We start from the raw sequence: 17,815 nt of genomic DNA, 5'->3' as shown, positions 1-17,815 counted from the left end.
GCGGATTGGAATGAAACGACGCGGGAAAGATAATGGCGGTAATCGCAGTCTACAGCATGAAGGGCGGCGTTGGCAAAAGCTGCACGGCTGTGAATCTCGCCTGGAACAGCGCTGTGAACAGCTCGCGCCGGACCTTGCTCTGGGACCTTGATCCGCAAGGAGCGGCTTCGTTCATTCTCAAGGGCGACCAGATGAAAAAGGACCTCGCGCGCGCAATGGTCGCCGGCAATGTCAAACCGGATAAATTGATCAAGCATACGGAAATAGCCAATCTCGACCTGCTGGCTGCGGATGTGTCGCTACGTGGGCTCGACCGGCTGTTCTTCCAGATCAACAAGAAGCGGCATCTCGGAAAATTGCTCAAGCAAATGGGCAAGGATTATGACCGGATCATCCTCGATTGCCCGCCGGGTCTGACGGAAACGAGCGAACAGATCTTGCGCAACGCCGATATCGTGATTGTACCGACAATCCCGTCCCCGCTCTCGGAACGCGCGCTCACCGATGTCCAGATATTCCTGAACAGCAGCGGCAAAAAACATGCGCCCTTGCTGCCGGTATATACAATGGTTGATCGACGGCGCTCCATCCACAATCAGGGCTTGCTTCGGAAACCGAAATGGCCGGTCATCCCGATGTCGAGCGCCGTTGAACATATGACCAAATTGCAGAAACCGGTCGGCAGTTTCGCACCGCGCAGCCCCGCCGCCCAGGCCTATGCCCGAATCTGGCGCGGCATTGAAAAACGACTGGCAAAAAACTAGATTCGGAACGCCCGCTCAGGCGGACTTTTGACCATATGCCAATTGCCCGGGCTCAAATATGCCGAACAGATTCTTGGCATCATCGGCGACCATCGGACGACCGAAATAATAGCCCTGGATTTTGCGACAGCCGAGCTTTTTGATCATGTTTACTTCTTCTTCCGTCTCCGCACCCTCGGCGGTCGTCGACATGCCCAGGGCGTCTGCCATAGCAACCACCGCGCGAATGATGGCGAGGCTCTCGGGTGCGTTTTTGGCAGCACCCTGAACAAAGCTGCGATCCACCTTGATCGTCGTGAATCTCGTTTTGCGCAGATAGCCGAGCGAGGAATAGCCGGTACCAAAATCATCAAGCGACAGGTTGATGCCCAGAGCAATGATTTGATCCAGCACTTCTGCAGCACCATTGCCCTCGTGCATGAAAATGCTTTCGGTTACTTCTATCTCGAGACGGTTCGGAGGAAGTCCGCTGTCCTCGAGTGCAGACACGACCATCGAGAGGAAATTCACTTCGGTCAGCTGGTCGGCTGAAACATTGACCGCAACCTTGACCGTGGATGGCCACGCCATGGCTTCCTTGCACGCGGTCCGCATGACCCATTCACCAATCGAGACGATCAGGCGCGCATCTTCCGCTATCGGCACGAATTTGGCCGGCGATACAATACCAAATTCCGGGCTGGTCCAGCGCAGCAGCGCTTCGAACCCGACGACCCCACCCGAATCAGCACTGACCACGGGTTGATAGTTCAGCGACAGCTCGTCATTCTCCAGCGCCTTGCGCAGGGCAATTTCCATTACCCGGCGCTCTTCCGCCTGGACGTGGAGTTGCGGCTCATAATGGGTGAATGCGCCGCCGCCCTGGTCCTTCGAACGATAGAGCGCGAGATCGGCACTGCGCATCAGCATTTCGACCGTACGTCCGTCACGGGGACCGATCGCAGTGCCAACACTGGCGCCGATGTAAAGTGTATGCTGGTCGACTTCATAAGGCCGGGACAGAGTGTCGATGATCTTTTTGGCCAGCAATTCCATATATTGCGTGTCGCTGGCCTCCTTGATCACGATGGCAAATTCATCGCCACCTAGACGACCGCACAGCTCGTTGTCGGTCATGATCGAGCGAAGGCGATCGGACACGCGTGCCAGCAACCGGTCGCCCACCGGATGGCCCAGCGTATCGTTCACCGCCTTGAAGCGATCGAGATCGATCATCATGAAGCCGCAACGGCCGTTCCATTTTTCAGCCGCCTGCATCGCTTTTATGACCGCATCGGTCAGCTGCAGGCGATTGGGCAAGCGGGTCAGCGTATCGAATCTGGCCATATGCGAGATTTTGTCAGCCGATTCACGCTGCTCAGTAATGTCCGACCCGACACCGCGGAACCCATGAAAGGCGCCACTATCGTCGAGTTTCGGCGAAGCGGACAATTCCCACCAGCGATTTTCCCCATTGATCTGGACCGGTACCAGCATGTTGCTGAAACTATCACGGCGTTTCAGCTTGTCCGCCAGTTCGTGCAAAGCGGTCGAGAATTTTCCACTATCCCAGGCTTCACCCGCGACCAGTTGCAGGAACGGCTTGCCCTCGATCTCCTCCGGTGGCTGCCCGATGGCGTGGGCAAACCGCGGTGAAACATGCGTTATGCGGCGCGACGTATCAGTCTGCCACAGCCAGTCCGCGCCCGTATCCTCAAATTCCTTGAGCAACAGGCTGACCACTTCACTTTTCTCGCTGAGGCTGGCTTCTGCGACTCTCCTGTCAATGAATGACCGGCCGGTCATCAGGCATCCGGAAATCAACAAGACCGCGATTGCCAGCGAGGCCAAAGCCAAATGGTAGCTCCCGATATAAAGCCAGCCAATAATCGTTGCGGCGCCGGCCGCCGAGATGAATAAAATGCTGCTCAGCGGCATATTTGACAACAGCATTGCAGACCCCACCATCAGGCAGATGATCATCGCCCATACCGGTATCATCGTCATCAGGTCTGTGCTGAACGCAAAAAGCAGAAAACCGGCGCCCCACAGCGATCCACCGACCAGGGAAATGAGATAAAATAAACTCATGTCCGAGCGATTGATTGTTTTCCGCTGCCAAGCCGATTGCTTGCGATACAGCAGATGGGCGTAGATATATAACGCTGACAAACCCGCGAGCCACAGACCGAGAAGCAGAATATTGACATGGCCAACACCCAGTTGGACAATCAGCAGACCACACACGATCGCTGCCACAATCTTCAGCAAACCATGCTGATTATTGCCACTGAACTGCAGCGCACGAATACGGCCCCAATCAACGCCATCAGGGTCGGACAGGCCAAGTAAAACGCTAAGCGGAATTTCCCGCGGCAAACCGGATTGAGCAATAGTTTTTAACACCGGTCGTCCCTACGCTGAAATTCTTAGCGAAAAGTAAGGATCGGCTTAAATTTTTTTGCGAAGCCCGATTAGAATCAGATAACCTGGTTCAGGCGGCCACGGCATATGGCTGAATATCACCGGAAAGGTAGAGGTTCCGGGCCTTTGCGCGGCTCAGCTTGCCGGAACTTGTACGCGGCAAGGTACGAGGGGGCACCAGCTCGATCACACAATTCATGCCGGTAATCGCCCTCACCTTTTCCCTGATTTCGTTCCACAGGCGCAGACGCTCGATCTCATCCGAAGTCCGACATTGAACGAGTACGGCGGGTGTTTCTTCCCCGCCCGGTGTGGTGATCGCGAAAGCGGCTATGTCTCCGGCCTTGAAGCCAGGCAATTGTTCGACAGCCCACTCGATATCCTGCGGCCAGTGATTTTTGCCGTTGATGATGATCATGTCCTTGGCGCGGCCAACGATGTAAAGATAGCCGTTCGACAGATAGCCCATGTCGCCGGTATCGAGCCAGCCGTCGACCAGACAGGCATCGGTCGCCTCCTGATCGCGATAATAGCCTTCCATCACCGCCGGTCCCTTCATCCAGACCTTGCCGATGGTTTTGTCAGCCAGCACCGCTCCATTTTCCTCACGGATTTCCAGGAAGGTATCACGCACGGGCTTGCCGCAATTGACGATCGCGCGGAAACGCTTCGGGCGACTACCATCACTCTTTTTCTCGCCGGAAAGCTCGGTCTCTTCCACCAGTTCCACTTCCATGCCTTCGCCCGATGGCATCAATGTGACGGCCAGCGTTGCTTCGGCAAGACCATAGCTCGGCAGGAAGGCCTTGGCATCAAATCCTGCAGGCGCGAAAGCATCGGTAAACCGCTGCATCACGTCGGGCCGGATCATGTCCGCGCCATTGCCCGCCAGCCGCCAGCGCGAAAGATCGAACCGCTCCTGGACATTGGACTGGCTGCCGATGCGACGCGCGCAAATTTCATAGCCGAATGTTGGCGAAAAGCTGCAGGACGTACCCGGATTGCGGGTGATCAGGTCCAGCCATGACAAAGGTCGCCGGGCAAAGTCCGCAGTCTTGAGATAATCGGTCGAGACCTGATTGGCGACCATTGACAGGAAGCAGCCTACCAGCCCCATATCATGATAGAAGGGCAGCCAGGAAATGCAGCGATCCGTGCTGTTGATCAGCATGCCATGAGCATGAGAGCCCAGATTGTGCAGCAACGCCTTATGCGTGACGGCAACACCATGCGGGAACCGGGTCGAGCCACTGGAATATTGCAAATAGGCGATATCGCTGCTGCTGGCTGCGGGCAATGGCACGTCCGGAACATCCTGCTGCGCAAAAGCGTCCCAGCCGGAGATCGGAATGGACCGGGACCGGCCTGCCGCACCCGCCAATTCCGCAATCTCGTCGGGGAAGAGCAACAAAGCAGGGTCGCAGCTGTCCAGCTGCACGCCGATCTGGTCAATATAGCTTTCCTTGCCGCCAAAAGAGGTTGGCAATGGCAATGGAACCGGCAGCGCTCCGGCATAGACGGCACCAAAAAATAGCGCGCAGAACTGCGGTTCCGTATCTGCAATCAGCGCCACACGGTCGCCGGGCTTTATACCGGCCGCGATCAATCTTTTTGCCGACGCCAGCGCATCTTCTCGCAATTCGCTGAACGGATAAACCCGGACAAGCGACGCCCGGGCGTCATGAAAGTTGAAACCCTTTTGTCCTTGGGACGCATAGTCCAGCGCACTCCCCAATGTATCAAAATCAGAGAAGCGACGAGGGAGTTCATCCAAAGTCGGGGTTGGTGTCAATTCGGTCATCCAATATCCATTTCCGGGAGGTCCAGCCTTCCTAAAATCAATCTTTCTCGTTCGGTAATGGGATAAGTGGTCTGAATGACCTCCCTTTTAACCGCATTTACCGCCGTCATTGATTACCTCTGGCGTTTAAATTTCGACCCGACTGTGGCACAAAAAGGGCAGACATCACAGTTGAAGGTCAAACCGTTGAAAAACAGCGTTAAAACGTTAGATCAGGAGAGCTTGCATCGGCTGGCTATACGCTATGTCGAGCGATATGCAACGAGCCGGAAAAAACTGGCGGATTATCTGCACCGCAAAATTCGCGAGAGAGAATGGGATGATGCAGCCCCTCCTGCCGTTGACCAGCTGGTCGAGCGTTTCGCGGAACGGGGCTATATTGATGACGCTTTATACGCTCAGAACAAAGCTTCGGCCCTCACCCGCCGGGGTTATGGAGCCCGCCGCGTCGAGCATGCGCTGTACCAGGCGGGCATCAGCGAAGCGGACGGGCGCGAGGCGTTTGAGGCCAGTGAGTCGAACAAATGGGCCGCCGCCGATAAATTTGCGCGCAAACGAAGAATTGGTCCCTATGCCGAAGCCCAGCAGGCAGACGATAAGTGCCGCAAGCAATTGCAGGCTTTCTTGCGCGCCGGCCATGATTTGGACCTTGCCTCTCGTTTTGTCTTCGCCAAACCCGGCGAAGAGATCGCAGCCGAAGAATAATTTAACCCAATTTGGAGCGGAAATCTCCCCATTTTGGAGTAAATAAGTCTTTTTGACGTCAAGAATCGCAAGTTTATATTAATTATGATATATCCCGCGCTGCGACTCGAAATATTTAGACTTTTGATTTGATTTAGTTTTGTTCGGAGATACATCGTGGCAAGCTTATTTGCGGAACCTGACCCTGCGGATAGTCACGCGCCCCATGCCAGCGATGACGATCATGCATCAACCAATGGTGAATTGCTGCGCGCTACAGGTCGCGTAAAATGGTTCGACAGTCATCGCGGCTTTGGTTTCATCGTTCCGGACCATAATGAAGCATCCGATAATGACTCCACCCCACAATCGGACATATTGGTTCACTGGAGTCTGCTGGAATCCCTCGGCACACGGGAATTGCCCGAGATGGCAATCGTCACCTGTGAATATGCCGTCGCACCCAAGGGGCTGCAGGCCACCAGAATTCTCGATATTGACCTGTCCAAGTGCGGACCGCGAAATGAAGCGTCAACAGCGTCTAGCGCCCGGCAGCCCATCCATATTGTCGACGACAATTCTACATTCATCGACTCAGAGGTAAAATGGTTTAACCGCGCTAAAGGCTATGGCTTTTTGGTGAGCGACGATTTTGACGGCGATATTTTCCTCCATATGGAAACGCTTCGGGACGCAGGCATTATCGAGGTCGTTCCGGGCCAACAATTGCTGGCCCGCATAAGAGACGGCAACCGCGGCCATATGGCCGTGCAAGTCTGCCAGCCCCCGTCGAACTAGAACAGAAGCTCATCCAGATGTTGAAGATATCACAAGCGGTCGCGCTTCCCCTGATGCTGTTTTCGGTTGTCGGCCTGTCCGGCTGTCAAGGGCGGTCGAGCGAAACCACCGCAACCAGCGTCCAAAACGAACTGCCTGTCTCCGAAGCTGGCCTCAATCAGGTGGCTTTGAGCATTCGGACGACGGACGCGACACATGCTTTCATAGTAGAAGTGGCAGAGAGTGGCGCACAGCAGGCTCAGGGCCTGATGTTCCGGACCCGGCTGGCCCCTGACAAGGGCATGATTTTCCCGTTCACCGAGGACCGCGTCGCAAGTTTCTGGATGAAGAACACGGTGATTCCGCTCGATATTATCTTCATCCGCAGGAACGGGACTATCGAATCAATTGCAGCCGACACGATACCCTATTCGCTCGCGCCGGTACGCTCCAATGAACCCATTGCCACAGTGCTCGAAATCGCCGCCGGCCGGGCAGCGGAACTGGGTATAAAGCCAGGTGACACCGTTGCCTGGCAATGAGTATCCCTGCTTCTTCCGACATCCGCCACATTTGACATTTTTTCATTGCGGAGCGCATGGCTGCGGGGCTAAGCGAACGGCATGAGCATATTGGCGAAAATATTCACTTGGTGGGACGGCGCGACGATCGGCACCTCCCTGTTCAGCGCCCGCAATGGCAAGCGTGTCGGCGAGGACGTGTTTGGCAATATCTATTTCCAGGCAAAAAAAGCTGGCGCCGGCCACCCTGCAGGACAACGCTGGGTCATCTACAATGGTGCCAATGACGCCAGCCGGGTGCCGCCAGAATGGCATGGCTGGCTCCATCACAGCTATGACGAAATACCGGAAAGCCATCTGCCGCAAGCCCGCATCTGGGAAAAAGAACCGAGCGGCAACCTGACCGGTACCGCGCAAGCCTATCGACCGGCAGGTGCGCTGGAAGCAGGCGGTCACCGCGCTCCGGCAACTGGCGATTATGAACCCTGGAACCCCGCCGAAGCGGAATGACAGGCATGACGCGCCAATCCATTTCCTTTTCGATGCTAGCGGCGACCTTTCTGCTGACTGGCTGCGGCTGGTTCAGCAGCGACAAGGTCGATGAACATGCGACCGGCCAGGCGGCCGAAAAACGCGAGCTCGCCGCAACCGATGGCGATCTGGTCGCATCGGTGACCGAGCAAATTGGTACACCAATGGCGGAACGGGTCGCCACGCTCGGCTTTCTCAACAAACGCAACGGTCTCACGCGGGATCTTGAGCTGCGGCCGGGTCAGTCCGTCCGTATCGGACGTGCAATTGTCCGCTTGCGGGCCTGTGAGAGAACGGCGCCATGGGAACTGACTCCCGAGCAGGGTGCATTCGTCCAGCTTCTGGTCAACGATCGCCCCTCCACTCGATCGGGTGAAGATCAGTGGAAACGGGTTTTTTCCGGCTGGCTGTTTCGGGAATCACCTTCGCTGAATGTTGTAGAGCATCCGATTTATGATGTCTGGGTCAAAAGCTGCGCAATGAGCTTCCCGGGCGAAGAGGAGCCCTCCGAAGATGCGGTCAATCCAACCGCTCCGCGAACATCCTCATCCAATCTTGCCAATAGTGTATCAAGCGCACCGAACGCAACTGTGCCGGAAACCGCAGCCCCTGCTGCTCCCGCGCCCAAACCGGCGCCAGCAGCCAGGCCGTCCCCTTCACCAAATAACGCACCGGCAGATTTGATCGGTGACCTGATCGCCGAGTCCGAAGACGGCGCATAGCCTCTTACTTTTCTGAGTTCATCCAGATAGGCTTCCTGGCTTATTTCAATAGCGCCCAATGACGCCAGATGATCCGTCATGAACTGGCAATCGAGCAGCGAGAATCCTCCGACTTTCAACCGGGCTACCAGCCACGCCAAAGCTACTTTTGATGCGTCGCTGGCCCGCGAAAACATGCTTTCGCCGCAGAAAGCACCGCCAATTGCCAGACCATAAAGACCGCCGACCAGATTCTCCTCTCCGGTTTCCTTGTCTCGCAGCCAGCATTCGACACTATGCGCATGGCCCAGCTGGTGGAGATTGTTGAATGCCTCTTCGATCTCGGCATTAATCCAGGTTTCCTTGCGATCGGCCGCTTCTGTGGCACAAATCTTGATCACCTCGGCAAAGGCGCTGTCGGAGGAAACCCGAAACCGGTCCGATCGGATGGTTTTGCGGAGCGAGCGCGACATTTGAAAATTGTCGAGCGGGAGGATAGCACGCGTTTTGGGCTCAACCCAGAATGTATCCGGGTCATCTCGGGCATCGGCCATCGGGAAGATTCCCGAGGCATAGGCTTTTATCAAAAGGTCCAGATTAATAGTCATGAATAGCGAATAACCCGATCAACCCCATTCGCCCAGATGGAAATAGACAAAGATCGCCATCCCTCAATCGGCCATCAACACACGGGCCTCATCGGCAATTTTTTCTGCAATCGCTGCATATTCGCTGGCAAAACCGGCATTGGTGCGCCAGGCGGCCCCAATACTGCGGGTCACAGACCAGCCTTCGACTTCAAGCAGGGCGACATCTCCGCCGCGAGCCAGTTCGGAACGCACATAGAGTTCCGGCAAAATCGCCAGCCCCAGTCCCGAAGCCACCATCTGCCGCACGCTGTCGAGGCTGGTGCCCTCATAGTCGCGCAGCAGGTTCATGTCATGCTGCTGGCACTGACGCGCCACGTCGCGATGGAGATGATGCCGGCGGTCGAGGCTCAGCACCGGTAATCCCGCGAGGTCGGAAAGCACCAGATCCTGCCGCGCGGCAAGCGGATGATCCGGTGGCGCGACCAGCATCAGCGGTTCGCGAAACAACGGTTCGATATGCAGGTTTTCGCCCTCGATCGGCAAAGGCCCGAGCAGCATGTCGATCGAGCCCTTGGTCAATTCCATCGCCTGCAGATCGGGTATGCCTTCGCGCATGTAAAAGCGCAGGTCCGGACGGCTGCGGTGCAGAGCCGCAATCACCGGCGGCATCAGATAGGGACCCAGGGTCGGCGAAACGCCAAAGCGCAATATCCCCGCCAGACTGTCGCTCGCCCGTTCCGCCAGATCACGGATATCCTTCACCTGGACCAGAACCTGACGCGCGCGAGCAGCAATTTCCCGGCCCACCGGAGTCAGTTCGGCGCCATGGGTTCGCCGTTCGACCAGTGTCACCCCCAGTCTTTGTTCCAGGGTCCGCAACTGATGGCTCAAGGTGGGCTGCGACGCGCCGGCGGCTTGCGCAGCCTTGCCGAAATGGCCCTGGTCGGCAACCGCGACGAGATATTCAAACTGGCGTAAAGTGGGCATAGCGCAATAGCATCCTATAGAAATAGTCTATCGATTGTCACGATTTCATTCGATTGTACTTATCACGCACTTCGCCTCATATCAACTCTGTCGATGCAGATGCACGATAGAAAGAGGATAAGCCGTGGAACAATATACCAACAGCCTGATCCGTAAACATCGCAAATTGAGTGACCAGATCGCGTCTGGTCACGACGATAGCGAGCAGATGCGCGCCCTTAAGATATTGCAGCGCAGCCTGGCCGAACGCATCCGCAACCATCAGCGCGGTATTCGACGCGGTCAGGCGAGCCAAGCCGTCTGAATCACCTTTCCTTCCCCCACAACTGGGGCGGCAGCATATCCTCAATTGCTACCGCCCCGATTTTTCAGACGAGGATGACTGTCTTATGGTAAAAAAGGCCGGCGCTGCCCTGCAGGAATTTATTGCGCAAGAAACCAGCGCAGGCATCATATTATTCTGCGCGGCCATGGCAGCCATGGTCGCCATCAATAGCGCCCTCAATCCCTATTATCTGGCTTTCCTGAACATACCGGTTGCCGTGCAATTCGGCGCCCTGGAAATTGCCAAGCCGCTGTCGCTGTGGATCAACGACGGGCTGATGGCGATCTTCTTCTTTCTGGTCGGATTGGAAGTGAAGCGCGAGCTGCTCGAGGGGCAGCTGTCGACGATCGAGCAAGCCTCGCTCCCAGCCATTGCAGCGGTTGGCGGCATGGCTCTCCCCGCCTTGGTGTTCCTCTATTTCAACTGGACCGTGCCGGAGAATGTCAACGGCTGGGCGATCCCGGCGGCGACCGATATCGCCTTTGCTCTGGGCGTACTCGCCTTGCTTGGCAAAAGAGCACCGGTCTCACTGAAAATATTGCTGCTCGCGATCGCGATTATCGACGATATTGGCGCAATCATCATCATCGCCCTGTTTTATACCGCCGAAGTATCGAGCTTCTCGCTGTTGCTGGCCGGTGGCGGAACCATATTATTGTTCGCGATGAACCGGCTGGGGGTGATCCGGACCGCACCCTATATATTGGTCGGAATATTCCTGTGGATATGCGTCCTGAAATCCGGTGTCCATGCTACGCTGGCCGGAGTGATTGCTGCGCTGGCAATTCCGCTGAACGCAAAGGATGGCAGCTCTCCGCTAAAACATCTCGAACATTTCCTGCACCCCTGGACCGCCTTTCTGGTGCTGCCGATATTCGCCTTTGCCAATGCCGGTGTTTCCCTCGCCGGACTGAAAATTACGGATCTGATGGCACCCCTTGCGCTCGGCATCGCTGCCGGACTGGTGGTCGGCAAACAGCTTGGCGTGTTCGGCTTCATATTTCTGGCGACCAGAGTCGGTCTGGTGAAGCGCCCCGCCGGTGTCAGCTGGCTGCAGCTCTACGGCCTCGCCTGCCTGACCGGCATCGGCTTCACTATGAGCCTGTTCATCGGCAATCTCGCCTTTGTCGATCCGGAGCAGATCGAAACGGTCAAGCTCGGCGTGATCAGCGGTTCGGTAATTTCAGGCCTGCTCGGATATTGCCTGCTGCGCTTTGCCTCGTCACCCGATCCGGCCCTTATGGCAAAGCCGGCTTGATCTTTCCCTCGTGTCAACACCGCCATATCGAATCTGTCGGCATTCCATAAAAACCATGATAGAGCGCAGGCATGAAACGGCAATTCTATCTCGTAGCAGGCCTTGCTTCACTGGCGCTCGGCGGCATTGGCGTCTTGTTGCCGCTGCTGCCCACAGTGCCGTTCATGATCCTCGCCGCCTTCTGTTTCGCCAATAGTTCGCCGCGGCTGGAGGCCTGGCTGGTCGATCATCATGTCTTTGGCCATCATATCAAAAACTGGCGCGAGCGGCGGGCGATTAGCCGGCGTGGCAAATGGTCGGCGACGATCGCTTTTGCCGTCAGCTGTGTGATCGCCCTGCTGTTTGTCGAACTGCCCTGGAATCTCGTACCGATTGCCGCGGCGCTGATCAGTGGCAGCTGGATCTGGACCCGAAACGAGCCCGTGTCCGGAATATCCTCAACGCGTACCCCTTCGCAGAAAGAATAGTTCCCGCATTTTTCGAATCTGATAATCTCTGCCGGAATCTGAGGAGAGAAAAATGTCGCGGCAGCAATTGTTGGAAATGACCCGCTCACTGGTTGAGCATGGCAAGGCGGATACAATGGAGCTGGTCGGTGACGTGGTCGCCGTGCCCGCATCCGACTATACTGATGAAGCACGGTTCGAGCGCGAGAAAAATCTGATCTTCAAACGCTTGCCGCTGATGATGGCGCCATCCTGCGAACTGCCGGAACCGGGCTGTTACAAGGCGATGGAAATGGCCGGCATCCCGGTATTGATGACGCGCCAGAAAGACGGCACCGCGCAGGCGTTCCTGAACAGCTGCACCCATCGCGGCAATCCGGTGGCCCAGGGCAGCGGCAAGGCGTCGCGCTTCACCTGCGGCTATCATGGCTGGACCTTCAAGAATGATGGTGACCTGCTGGCGATTGCCTCTCCGAAAGATTTCGGCACGGTCGACAAGGCCGCCTTCTGCCTGCAGAAATTCCCGACGCTGGAACGCGCCGGCCTGATCTGGGCAACGCTCGACCCGGACAGCACGCTGGATATCGAATCCTATCTCTGCGGTTATGACAGCCTGCTCGAACATTTCGGCTTCGACAGCTGGCACCTGTTCGACCAGCGGACGATTCCGGGGCCGAACTGGAAAACCGCCTATGACGGCTATCTCGACTTTTACCATCTGCCGGTGCTGCACAAGGACACGTTCGGCGCGGATTTTTTCAACCGCGCCAATTATTTCTCCTGGGGACCGCATCAGCGCCTGTCCTCGCCATCGAAATTCATCCAGAAAACCGGCAGCGACGAACAGCTCGATCTCACCGAAATGGATGAAAAGGACTGGCCGATCGACGCGCTGTTACAGGGCGTCTGGACGATCTTTCCGCATATCTCGATCGCCAGCTTCTATGGCGGCGGCGGGCGCGGGGCGATGATATCGCAGCTCTTCCCCGGCAAAACCGTCGGCGAAAGTTTCACCACGCAATTTTACGTGATGGAACATGCGCCAACCGATGATGCTGTCCGTCAGGGCGCAAGGGAGCAGTTTGACTTTCTGGAAGTCGTTGTCGCCGAAGAAGATTACAAGACCGGAAAACGCCAGCATGAATCGCTGCAATCCGGCCTGATCGACAAGGTCTGGTTTGGCCGTAACGAAGGCGGCGGACAGGCCTTCCACCAATGGGTCGACCGTTTGACCAAGGCGGATGATGCCGAACTGGACCGTATCTTCGCACCGCAATTGCAGGCAGCCGAGTGACCCGGATCAGGCGCTGGATCAGGCCCTTGATCAGGCGTTGCGATAGTCCCTGACCGGGGGCAGCGCCTCTTTCCATTTCGGCTGCTCGGCGCGCAGCTTTTCGAGCATCTTCTCCCAATAGGCGTCGGTCTTGCCCTTGAACCGGATGTCGAAATCTTCCTGCGTTCTGAATTCGAGCAGTTCGACGCCCTCGTCGCCGATTGTATAGGTATAGGGCGTGCCGGCGGGCAGGAAAAAACCGTCACCCGCGGCCATTTCTTCCGTGCCCATACGGATATCCCCGCTGATCAGATAATAGAGACAGTCGCTGTCATGGCTGTGCAGCGGCAGCGGATAGCCGGGCTTGAACCAGACATAGTGGAGCGAAAAACCAAAGCCGCTGAACAGGCATTTGAGCACAGCCCCTTCACCTATGCCGGCTTCGCCAAGCTTGGCCGCACCGTTCAGGATCACCGGATCGTCGTCAGCATAAGACATATGCCCGGCCTCATCGAGACTGGGCGCGTCCTTGCCCCGGAAAATGCGCAAGACTTTAAGCGGTTCGGGTTTGTCGGTTATGGGAGCGCCAGCATCTGTCATATCGTCCTCCGGACCGGAATTGGATCATGACATTAGCAGCAGTCACCCCCTCCGGAAAAGGCGATAAAATGCTAGGCGCTATCTAGGCCATCCGATATTTTGCGATATAATGATCCAATACCGCCGGATTGAGCAGGTTTTTGAACGAGCAGCCGATTCCTTGATTGTCGCGGCGGACAACCTCGGCTTCGAGCGCGCCGAGCCCCGGCAATGTCAGCCAGCACAAGGTACCGGGATGGGCGGTCTGCAGGGCATCGCACGTATATCCGGCGACCGACATATCGGTCACTTGCACCGGGAAGCTGCTGGAACAGGAAAATCGCATTTTGGCCGGGATCGAGATCTGGTGCCGAAGGGCACATCGGTCTGCTCCCTGTGCGATACCATATGGCATTGCAGCCGGGTTATGGCCGGCGGAAATCGGTGAGCTGTGAACCAGTGAATCTGTCATTTCTGTCTCCTTAGCGTGCGCTTCGCTATGGCGATCGCTTCCCTGGCCGATGAAGAAACCGCGACAGAACCTGTTTCGACCCGACGGGTAAATCCCCACTTTCCTCCTAAGGTAAACAACGGGTCGGTGAAATTTAACTATGGTGCGATTTGACTTCCCGGGGAACAATCACGCTTGCCGAAAGCGTCACGGGACGCTAAGGCGCGCGAACCGGCTGTTTCGCAAGGGTGATACGGCCCGTGCAGGAGTGTAGCTCAGTTGGTAGAGCATCGGTCTCCAAAACCGAGGGCCCACGGTTCGAGTCCGTGCACTCCTGCCATTTTTCCCATCAATAATTGAAATCTTCATGCCCCAGTTCATTGCCGCCATCAGCCTGATCGTTCCTGACTATGATCAGGCTATCGAATTTTATGTCGGGCTGATGGGATTCGAACTGATCGAAGATACCGAGCTGTCCGAAGACAAGCGCTGGGTTCTGGTGGCGCCTCCGGGCAGCACCGAAACCCGACTGCTGCTCGCCCGCGCCTCCAACGAGGCCCAGGAAGAAGTGATCGGCGAACAGGCCGGGGACCGGGTGTTCCTGTTTCTGGAAACCTATGATTTCGAAACGGATTTTGCGATCATGCAGCGCTCCGGCATCGCTTTCCTCGAGGAACCGCGCGAGGAGCCGTATGGCATGGTTGTGAAGTGGCGCGATCCATTCGGCAACAAGTGGGATCTGATCGAACGCTATTGACGACTATCGCTCGATATCGAGCGCCCCGGCAATCATCCCCCATATCTGGTGCGTCAGCTTGGCCGGATCCGGCCGCGGATGCATGCCCATGGCGTGCATGATTCCGCTGCGTATCGCACCGGTAATGGCTGCGCCAGCGATGGTCGGATCAATATGGGAACCGATATCACCCCGCTTGATGCCCGATCGGATGTTGCGGATTGCCATTTCGATCATTTCTTCATGACGAGCGGATTCAACCGCCGCGACCTGGTTGGTCCGGGCCATCTTGCCGAGAATGACCGGAGCCATCGGGTCATTGTAGAGAAATTCGACCACGGCCATTAAGCGGCTTTTCTCGCGTACACCCCATTTGATATCCGGATCGATATACTGGTTCGCCACCTGATTATAGCGATCGTAAAACGCGTGGATTATCGCGCCCAGCATGCCGGATTTGGAGCCGAAATAATGGTAGGCGAGCCCGACCGACACGCCGGCCTTCTCGGCAACCTGCCCCATTTCAAGTTCCCCGCCCCCTTCGCGCAACAACATTTCTGCAGCGGCCAATATCTTGGCGGCACGCAAAACTTTGCGGTCAGAGCCATGGGCTGTCCTGTTGTCCCCGGCGATTTCCAGTCTCCTTGGTTCGTCCTGTCCACCCCCCTCTAACTGCCATTTGAATTGAATTCAATTCAAATGGCAGTTAGAGATAATCCGGATAGCGAATCAAGGAGCGAACCGATGAATGTAGCAAGCAAGATTGAATCACCTGCGACTGACCTTAGCCGCTATTTCAATGACCGCAGTTTTGATGATGCCTGGGAACAGTATCAGGAGGATGGCTATGTCATCTTCACCGATGTCCTGAGCTCCGGGCAGCTGGAACAACAGCGCGCAGCGCTCAAGCCATGGATCGATGCCGACATCCGCGGCCGCAACAATTTTGAAGGCGACCAGTCCAATCGCATTTACGGGATGCTCGACAAGGACCCGGTCTTTGCCGACCTGATTTCCCATCCGCTGCAACTGGCCTTTGCCGAACGGGAGCTGGGCGAAAGCTGCCTGCTCTATGCCTGCCTGGCGATCAACCTGCATCCCGGCGAAACCGTTCAGCCTTGGCATTTCGATGACAGCCATTGCGGGCTGGCCCGGCCGCGCGACCCGCTCAGCCTGTCGACTTTCTGGTCGATCAGCGACACGACCGAGACCAATGGCGCCACCGAAATCATCCCCGGCAGCCACAAATGGGGCAACGAACAGCCGGTCGGCGCCAATCGCGGTTCCGATTTCAAGACGGGCGTCACAGACAAAAAAGCCGGCAGCAAGGATGACCATCCCGACATGATCAAGGCGACCATGCCGGCCGGTTCACTGATGATCGCCAAGGGGACTTTATGGCATCGCGGTGGCGGCAACAGTTCCGATGTTCCCCGCCTGATCGTGACACCGCAATTCTGCAAGGGCTGGTGCCGTCCGCTGGAACAGCAATTGCTCGCGGTATCGCCTGAAAAAGTGGCGCGCTTCCCGAAACGGGTGCAGGAATTGCTGGGCTACAATATCCACCCGCCCTTCATGGGCTATGTCGATGGCATGCACCCGAGCAGAATTTTGTCGAAAGATTGAGCCATCATCCAAGGGAGACCATTATGAAAGCCTTGGAGAGTGACGCACCGTTGATCGTCTATGTCGACATCAAGAGCCCTTATGCCTTTGCCGCCATCCGGCCGACGCTGGCGCTGGAAAAATCTCTGGCTATGCGTTTTGACTGGCGGCCCCTGACGCTCGATATCCCGAGCTATCTCGGTTCAGCACGCAAGAGCAAGGGCAAGGTCGTTGAAAGCAACCGCAGTGCCAGCCAGTGGGTCGGGATCAAATATGCCTATCGCGATGCGCGCCGCTATGCCGAGCGTCAGGGACTGATGCTCAAGGGCACCGAGAAGATCTGGGATTCCTCGATCGCCAATATCGGGATATCCTGGGCCATGCAGACCGCCCGCGACCGGCTCGGGGATTATCTCGAAGCGGTCTATCCGCCTTTCTGGCGGCGGGAGCTGGATATAGAAGATGTCGCCATAGTCGAAACCTGTCTGGAGCAGGCAGGCATCGACTCGACCGGCTTTGCCGCCTTCCAGCAAGGCGAAGGCCGCGCCGCGCATGACGCCCTGCAGTCGCAGCTCCACCCGAGCGGCATCTACGGCGTACCGACCTATGTTCTTGACGGCACGATCCTGTTCGGCCGCGAGCTTCTGCCTTATGTCCGCTGGCATCTGGAAGGGCGGAAAGGTCCGGCACCCGATATCGCGTACGAATTTGACGCCATGGAGGCACAGCCATGCTGAGCATCTTCATCGATTTCAAGTCACCCGGATCCTTCCTTGCGCTCGAACCGACATTGGCTCTGGCCAGCAAAACCGGCGTGCAGATAGAATGGCTACCCTTCTCGGTCCGCCCCTTTTCCATTCCCGAAGAACAAGCAGACGAGACGGTCGGCGAACGACACCGCCGCGTCCGTGCGATCGCCCAGAGAGACATGCATTTGCATTATGCGGCGGTTCAGGGACGGACGATGCGATTTGCCGTAACAGCGGCAGGTAGCGAAACCGCCCTCGCCGCCTTGGCTGACATGGACGGCGACCCGGTCCCGTTCCTCCGCGCTGCTTTTGACGCTTACTGGACCGAGCAGGCAGATCTGGATGACGAAGCGGTGGTCGCGTCGCTGCTTTCCTCTCTCGGCTTGGCTCCGCCCGACATGGTATCGGCCCGTGAAAAGCTGCTATCCATCCGCGCCAAAGCAGAAGAATCCGGAATTTTCGAATCGCCTTCTTATGTCATTGCAGACCAGCTTTTTGTCGGCCGCGAGCATCTCCCGTGGATAGGCTCGCTGATCGAAGCGGCGACTGTCCGGTAAAATCCCGTTCTTTTTCTTGCGAATCCGGGAATCTGGGTATAAAGGGCTGGTTCTTTCCGAAACCATGCATATATCCG

The 17,815-nt window shown here is 56.8% G+C and carries 22 protein-coding genes, 1 tRNA gene and 1 pseudogene; 16 read left to right on the top strand and 8 right to left on the bottom strand.

Annotated elements, in window-relative coordinates; translation table 11 throughout:
• Positions 1 to 32: 32 nt before the first annotated feature.
• Complete coding sequence (locus AZE99_RS02000) at positions 33 to 764, top strand: ParA family protein (protein ID WP_067197652.1); 732 nt, start codon at positions 33 to 35, stop codon at positions 762 to 764.
• Positions 765 to 779: 15 nt separating this feature from the next.
• Here AZE99_RS02000 and AZE99_RS01995 read toward each other — a convergent pair whose 3' ends face one another.
• Both AZE99_RS01995 and AZE99_RS16495 read right to left on the bottom strand, forming a co-directional pair.
• On the bottom strand, positions 780 to 2,549 hold the full coding sequence (locus tag AZE99_RS01995; RefSeq protein ID WP_335339222.1) for a putative bifunctional diguanylate cyclase/phosphodiesterase: 1,770 nt from the start codon (positions 2,547 to 2,549) through the stop codon (positions 780 to 782).
• Entirely contained in the window at positions 2,527 to 2,865 is a 339-nt protein-coding gene (locus tag AZE99_RS16495) for a hypothetical protein (RefSeq protein WP_335339221.1), read from the bottom strand. The genes AZE99_RS01995 and AZE99_RS16495 overlap by 23 nt, the downstream gene beginning before the upstream one ends.
• An 86-nt stretch (positions 2,866 to 2,951) precedes the next feature.
• Here AZE99_RS16495 and AZE99_RS16490 point away from each other — a divergent pair, with 86 nt between their 5' ends.
• Entirely contained in the window at positions 2,952 to 3,095 is a 144-nt protein-coding gene (locus AZE99_RS16490) for a hypothetical protein (RefSeq protein WP_335339220.1), read from the top strand.
• Positions 3,096 to 3,237: 142 nt separating this feature from the next.
• Here the strand turns inward: AZE99_RS16490 and AZE99_RS01990 are convergent, their stop codons facing one another.
• Complete coding sequence (locus tag AZE99_RS01990; RefSeq protein ID WP_067197646.1) at positions 3,238 to 4,968, bottom strand: fatty acyl-AMP ligase; 1,731 nt, start codon at positions 4,966 to 4,968, stop codon at positions 3,238 to 3,240.
• A 75-nt stretch (positions 4,969 to 5,043) separates the two neighbouring features.
• Between AZE99_RS01990 and AZE99_RS01985 the strand changes: the two genes are divergently transcribed.
• From AZE99_RS01985 to AZE99_RS16485, 5 genes and pseudogenes are all read left to right on the top strand, one after another.
• The gene (locus AZE99_RS01985) at positions 5,044 to 5,673 is read left to right on the top strand and encodes a regulatory protein RecX (protein ID WP_082788189.1); all 630 of its coding nucleotides are present in this window, start codon (positions 5,044 to 5,046) and stop codon (positions 5,671 to 5,673) included.
• A 156-nt stretch (positions 5,674 to 5,829) separates the two neighbouring features.
• Positions 5,830 to 6,450, top strand: a complete 621-nt coding sequence (locus AZE99_RS01980) for a cold-shock protein (protein ID WP_067197644.1) — start codon at positions 5,830 to 5,832, stop codon at positions 6,448 to 6,450.
• Positions 6,451 to 6,467: 17 nt separating this feature from the next.
• Complete coding sequence (locus AZE99_RS01975) at positions 6,468 to 6,971, top strand: DUF192 domain-containing protein (RefSeq protein ID WP_067197642.1); 504 nt, start codon at positions 6,468 to 6,470, stop codon at positions 6,969 to 6,971.
• Between the two features lie 81 nt (positions 6,972 to 7,052).
• Entirely contained in the window at positions 7,053 to 7,460 is a 408-nt protein-coding gene (locus AZE99_RS01970; RefSeq protein ID WP_067197639.1) for an NADH:ubiquinone oxidoreductase subunit NDUFA12, read from the top strand.
• A pseudogene (locus AZE99_RS16485) lies at positions 7,457 to 7,897 on the top strand (DUF2155 domain-containing protein); the annotation flags it as partial. The gene AZE99_RS01970 and the pseudogene AZE99_RS16485, both read left to right, overlap by 4 nt.
• A gap of 35 nt (positions 7,898 to 7,932) precedes the next feature.
• On the opposite strand, the gene aat reads toward AZE99_RS16485, so the two are convergent.
• The gene (aat, locus tag AZE99_RS01965) at positions 7,933 to 8,790 is read right to left on the bottom strand and encodes a leucyl/phenylalanyl-tRNA--protein transferase (RefSeq protein ID WP_067197636.1); all 858 of its coding nucleotides are present in this window, start codon (positions 8,788 to 8,790) and stop codon (positions 7,933 to 7,935) included.
• 63 nt (positions 8,791 to 8,853) lie between these two features.
• Positions 8,854 to 9,759, bottom strand: a complete 906-nt coding sequence (locus AZE99_RS01960; protein WP_067197633.1) for a hydrogen peroxide-inducible genes activator — start codon at positions 9,757 to 9,759, stop codon at positions 8,854 to 8,856.
• Positions 9,760 to 9,883: 124 nt separating this feature from the next.
• Between AZE99_RS01960 and AZE99_RS16040 the strand changes: the two genes are divergently transcribed.
• The 4 genes from AZE99_RS16040 (at position 9,884) to AZE99_RS01940 (ending at position 13,082) form a co-directional block, all read left to right on the top strand.
• Positions 9,884 to 10,063, top strand: a complete 180-nt coding sequence (locus tag AZE99_RS16040; protein WP_156472056.1) for a hypothetical protein — start codon at positions 9,884 to 9,886, stop codon at positions 10,061 to 10,063.
• 85 nt (positions 10,064 to 10,148) lie between these two features.
• Positions 10,149 to 11,342 carry a Na+/H+ antiporter NhaA gene (gene nhaA / locus AZE99_RS01950; protein ID WP_067197629.1) on the top strand — a complete coding sequence of 398 codons (1,194 nt, stop codon included), beginning with the start codon at positions 10,149 to 10,151 and terminating at the stop codon, positions 11,340 to 11,342.
• 71 nt (positions 11,343 to 11,413) lie between these two features.
• Complete coding sequence (locus AZE99_RS01945; RefSeq protein ID WP_067197626.1) at positions 11,414 to 11,809, top strand: YbaN family protein; 396 nt, start codon at positions 11,414 to 11,416, stop codon at positions 11,807 to 11,809.
• A gap of 52 nt (positions 11,810 to 11,861) precedes the next feature.
• Entirely contained in the window at positions 11,862 to 13,082 is a 1,221-nt protein-coding gene (locus AZE99_RS01940) for an aromatic ring-hydroxylating oxygenase subunit alpha (RefSeq protein WP_067197624.1), read from the top strand.
• 30 nt (positions 13,083 to 13,112) lie between these two features.
• Here the strand turns inward: AZE99_RS01940 and AZE99_RS01935 are convergent, their stop codons facing one another.
• On the bottom strand, positions 13,113 to 13,661 hold the full coding sequence (locus tag AZE99_RS01935; RefSeq protein WP_067197621.1) for a cupin domain-containing protein: 549 nt from the start codon (positions 13,659 to 13,661) through the stop codon (positions 13,113 to 13,115).
• Positions 13,662 to 13,743: 82 nt separating this feature from the next.
• Positions 13,744 to 14,112: a PilZ domain-containing protein gene (locus AZE99_RS01930; RefSeq protein ID WP_067197618.1), complete on the bottom strand. Its 369-nt coding sequence runs from the start codon at positions 14,110 to 14,112 to the stop codon at positions 13,744 to 13,746.
• 243 nt (positions 14,113 to 14,355) lie between these two features.
• On the opposite strand from AZE99_RS01930, the gene AZE99_RS01925 reads away from it, so the two are divergent.
• Positions 14,356 to 14,431: transfer RNA gene (locus AZE99_RS01925), tRNA-Trp, on the top strand.
• A 27-nt stretch (positions 14,432 to 14,458) separates the two neighbouring features.
• A complete protein-coding gene (locus AZE99_RS01920; protein ID WP_067197615.1) occupies positions 14,459 to 14,848 on the top strand; it encodes a VOC family protein in 390 nt (129 codons plus the stop codon).
• A gap of 3 nt (positions 14,849 to 14,851) precedes the next feature.
• Here the strand turns inward: AZE99_RS01920 and AZE99_RS01915 are convergent, their stop codons facing one another.
• The gene (locus AZE99_RS01915) at positions 14,852 to 15,415 is read right to left on the bottom strand and encodes a TetR/AcrR family transcriptional regulator (RefSeq protein WP_067197612.1); all 564 of its coding nucleotides are present in this window, start codon (positions 15,413 to 15,415) and stop codon (positions 14,852 to 14,854) included.
• Between the two features lie 156 nt (positions 15,416 to 15,571).
• Here AZE99_RS01915 and AZE99_RS01910 point away from each other — a divergent pair, with 156 nt between their 5' ends.
• The 3 genes from AZE99_RS01910 to AZE99_RS01900 are packed head-to-tail and all read left to right on the top strand — an operon-like array spanning position 15,572 to position 17,738.
• Positions 15,572 to 16,453, top strand: a complete 882-nt coding sequence (locus tag AZE99_RS01910) for a phytanoyl-CoA dioxygenase family protein (RefSeq protein WP_067197609.1) — start codon at positions 15,572 to 15,574, stop codon at positions 16,451 to 16,453.
• Positions 16,454 to 16,476: 23 nt separating this feature from the next.
• Positions 16,477 to 17,169 carry a DsbA family protein gene (locus AZE99_RS01905; protein ID WP_067197606.1) on the top strand — a complete coding sequence of 231 codons (693 nt, stop codon included), beginning with the start codon at positions 16,477 to 16,479 and terminating at the stop codon, positions 17,167 to 17,169.
• On the top strand, positions 17,163 to 17,738 hold the full coding sequence (locus AZE99_RS01900) for a DsbA family protein (protein ID WP_067197604.1): 576 nt from the start codon (positions 17,163 to 17,165) through the stop codon (positions 17,736 to 17,738). The genes AZE99_RS01905 and AZE99_RS01900 overlap by 7 nt, the downstream gene beginning before the upstream one ends.
• Positions 17,739 to 17,815 lie beyond the last annotated feature (77 nt).

The sequence above is a fragment of the Sphingorhabdus sp. M41 genome, from assembly GCF_001586275.1.
GTDB lineage: Bacteria > Pseudomonadota > Alphaproteobacteria > Sphingomonadales > Sphingomonadaceae > Parasphingorhabdus.
This window is presented reverse-complemented; position numbering and strand designations above follow the sequence as displayed.

Bases quoted from the DNA above. Each gene is read 5' to 3' on its own strand.
- AZE99_RS02000 (WP_067197652.1), top strand. From the start codon at position 33: ATGGCGGTAATCGCAGTCTACAGCATGAAGGGCGGCGTTGGCAAAAGC.
- AZE99_RS01995 (WP_335339222.1), bottom strand. From the start codon at position 2,549: ATGACCGGCCGGTCATTCATTGACAGGAGAGTCGCAGAAGCCAGCCTC.
- AZE99_RS16490 (WP_335339220.1), top strand. From the start codon at position 2,952: ATGGCCAACACCCAGTTGGACAATCAGCAGACCACACACGATCGCTGC.
- AZE99_RS01990 (WP_067197646.1), bottom strand. From the start codon at position 4,968: ATGACCGAATTGACACCAACCCCGACTTTGGATGAACTCCCTCGTCGC.
- AZE99_RS01985 (WP_082788189.1), top strand. From the start codon at position 5,044: ATGACCTCCCTTTTAACCGCATTTACCGCCGTCATTGATTACCTCTGG.
- AZE99_RS01975 (WP_067197642.1), top strand. From the start codon at position 6,468: ATGTTGAAGATATCACAAGCGGTCGCGCTTCCCCTGATGCTGTTTTCG.
- AZE99_RS01970 (WP_067197639.1), top strand. From the start codon at position 7,053: ATGAGCATATTGGCGAAAATATTCACTTGGTGGGACGGCGCGACGATC.
- aat (WP_067197636.1), bottom strand. From the start codon at position 8,790: ATGACTATTAATCTGGACCTTTTGATAAAAGCCTATGCCTCGGGAATC.
- AZE99_RS01960 (WP_067197633.1), bottom strand. From the start codon at position 9,759: ATGCCCACTTTACGCCAGTTTGAATATCTCGTCGCGGTTGCCGACCAG.
- nhaA (WP_067197629.1), top strand. From the start codon at position 10,149: ATGGTAAAAAAGGCCGGCGCTGCCCTGCAGGAATTTATTGCGCAAGAA.
- AZE99_RS01945 (WP_067197626.1), top strand. From the start codon at position 11,414: ATGAAACGGCAATTCTATCTCGTAGCAGGCCTTGCTTCACTGGCGCTC.
- AZE99_RS01940 (WP_067197624.1), top strand. From the start codon at position 11,862: ATGTCGCGGCAGCAATTGTTGGAAATGACCCGCTCACTGGTTGAGCAT.
- AZE99_RS01935 (WP_067197621.1), bottom strand. From the start codon at position 13,661: ATGACAGATGCTGGCGCTCCCATAACCGACAAACCCGAACCGCTTAAA.
- AZE99_RS01930 (WP_067197618.1), bottom strand. From the start codon at position 14,112: ATGACAGATTCACTGGTTCACAGCTCACCGATTTCCGCCGGCCATAAC.
- AZE99_RS01920 (WP_067197615.1), top strand. From the start codon at position 14,459: ATGCCCCAGTTCATTGCCGCCATCAGCCTGATCGTTCCTGACTATGAT.
- AZE99_RS01910 (WP_067197609.1), top strand. From the start codon at position 15,572: ATGAATGTAGCAAGCAAGATTGAATCACCTGCGACTGACCTTAGCCGC.
- AZE99_RS01905 (WP_067197606.1), top strand. From the start codon at position 16,477: ATGAAAGCCTTGGAGAGTGACGCACCGTTGATCGTCTATGTCGACATC.
- AZE99_RS01900 (WP_067197604.1), top strand. From the start codon at position 17,163: ATGCTGAGCATCTTCATCGATTTCAAGTCACCCGGATCCTTCCTTGCG.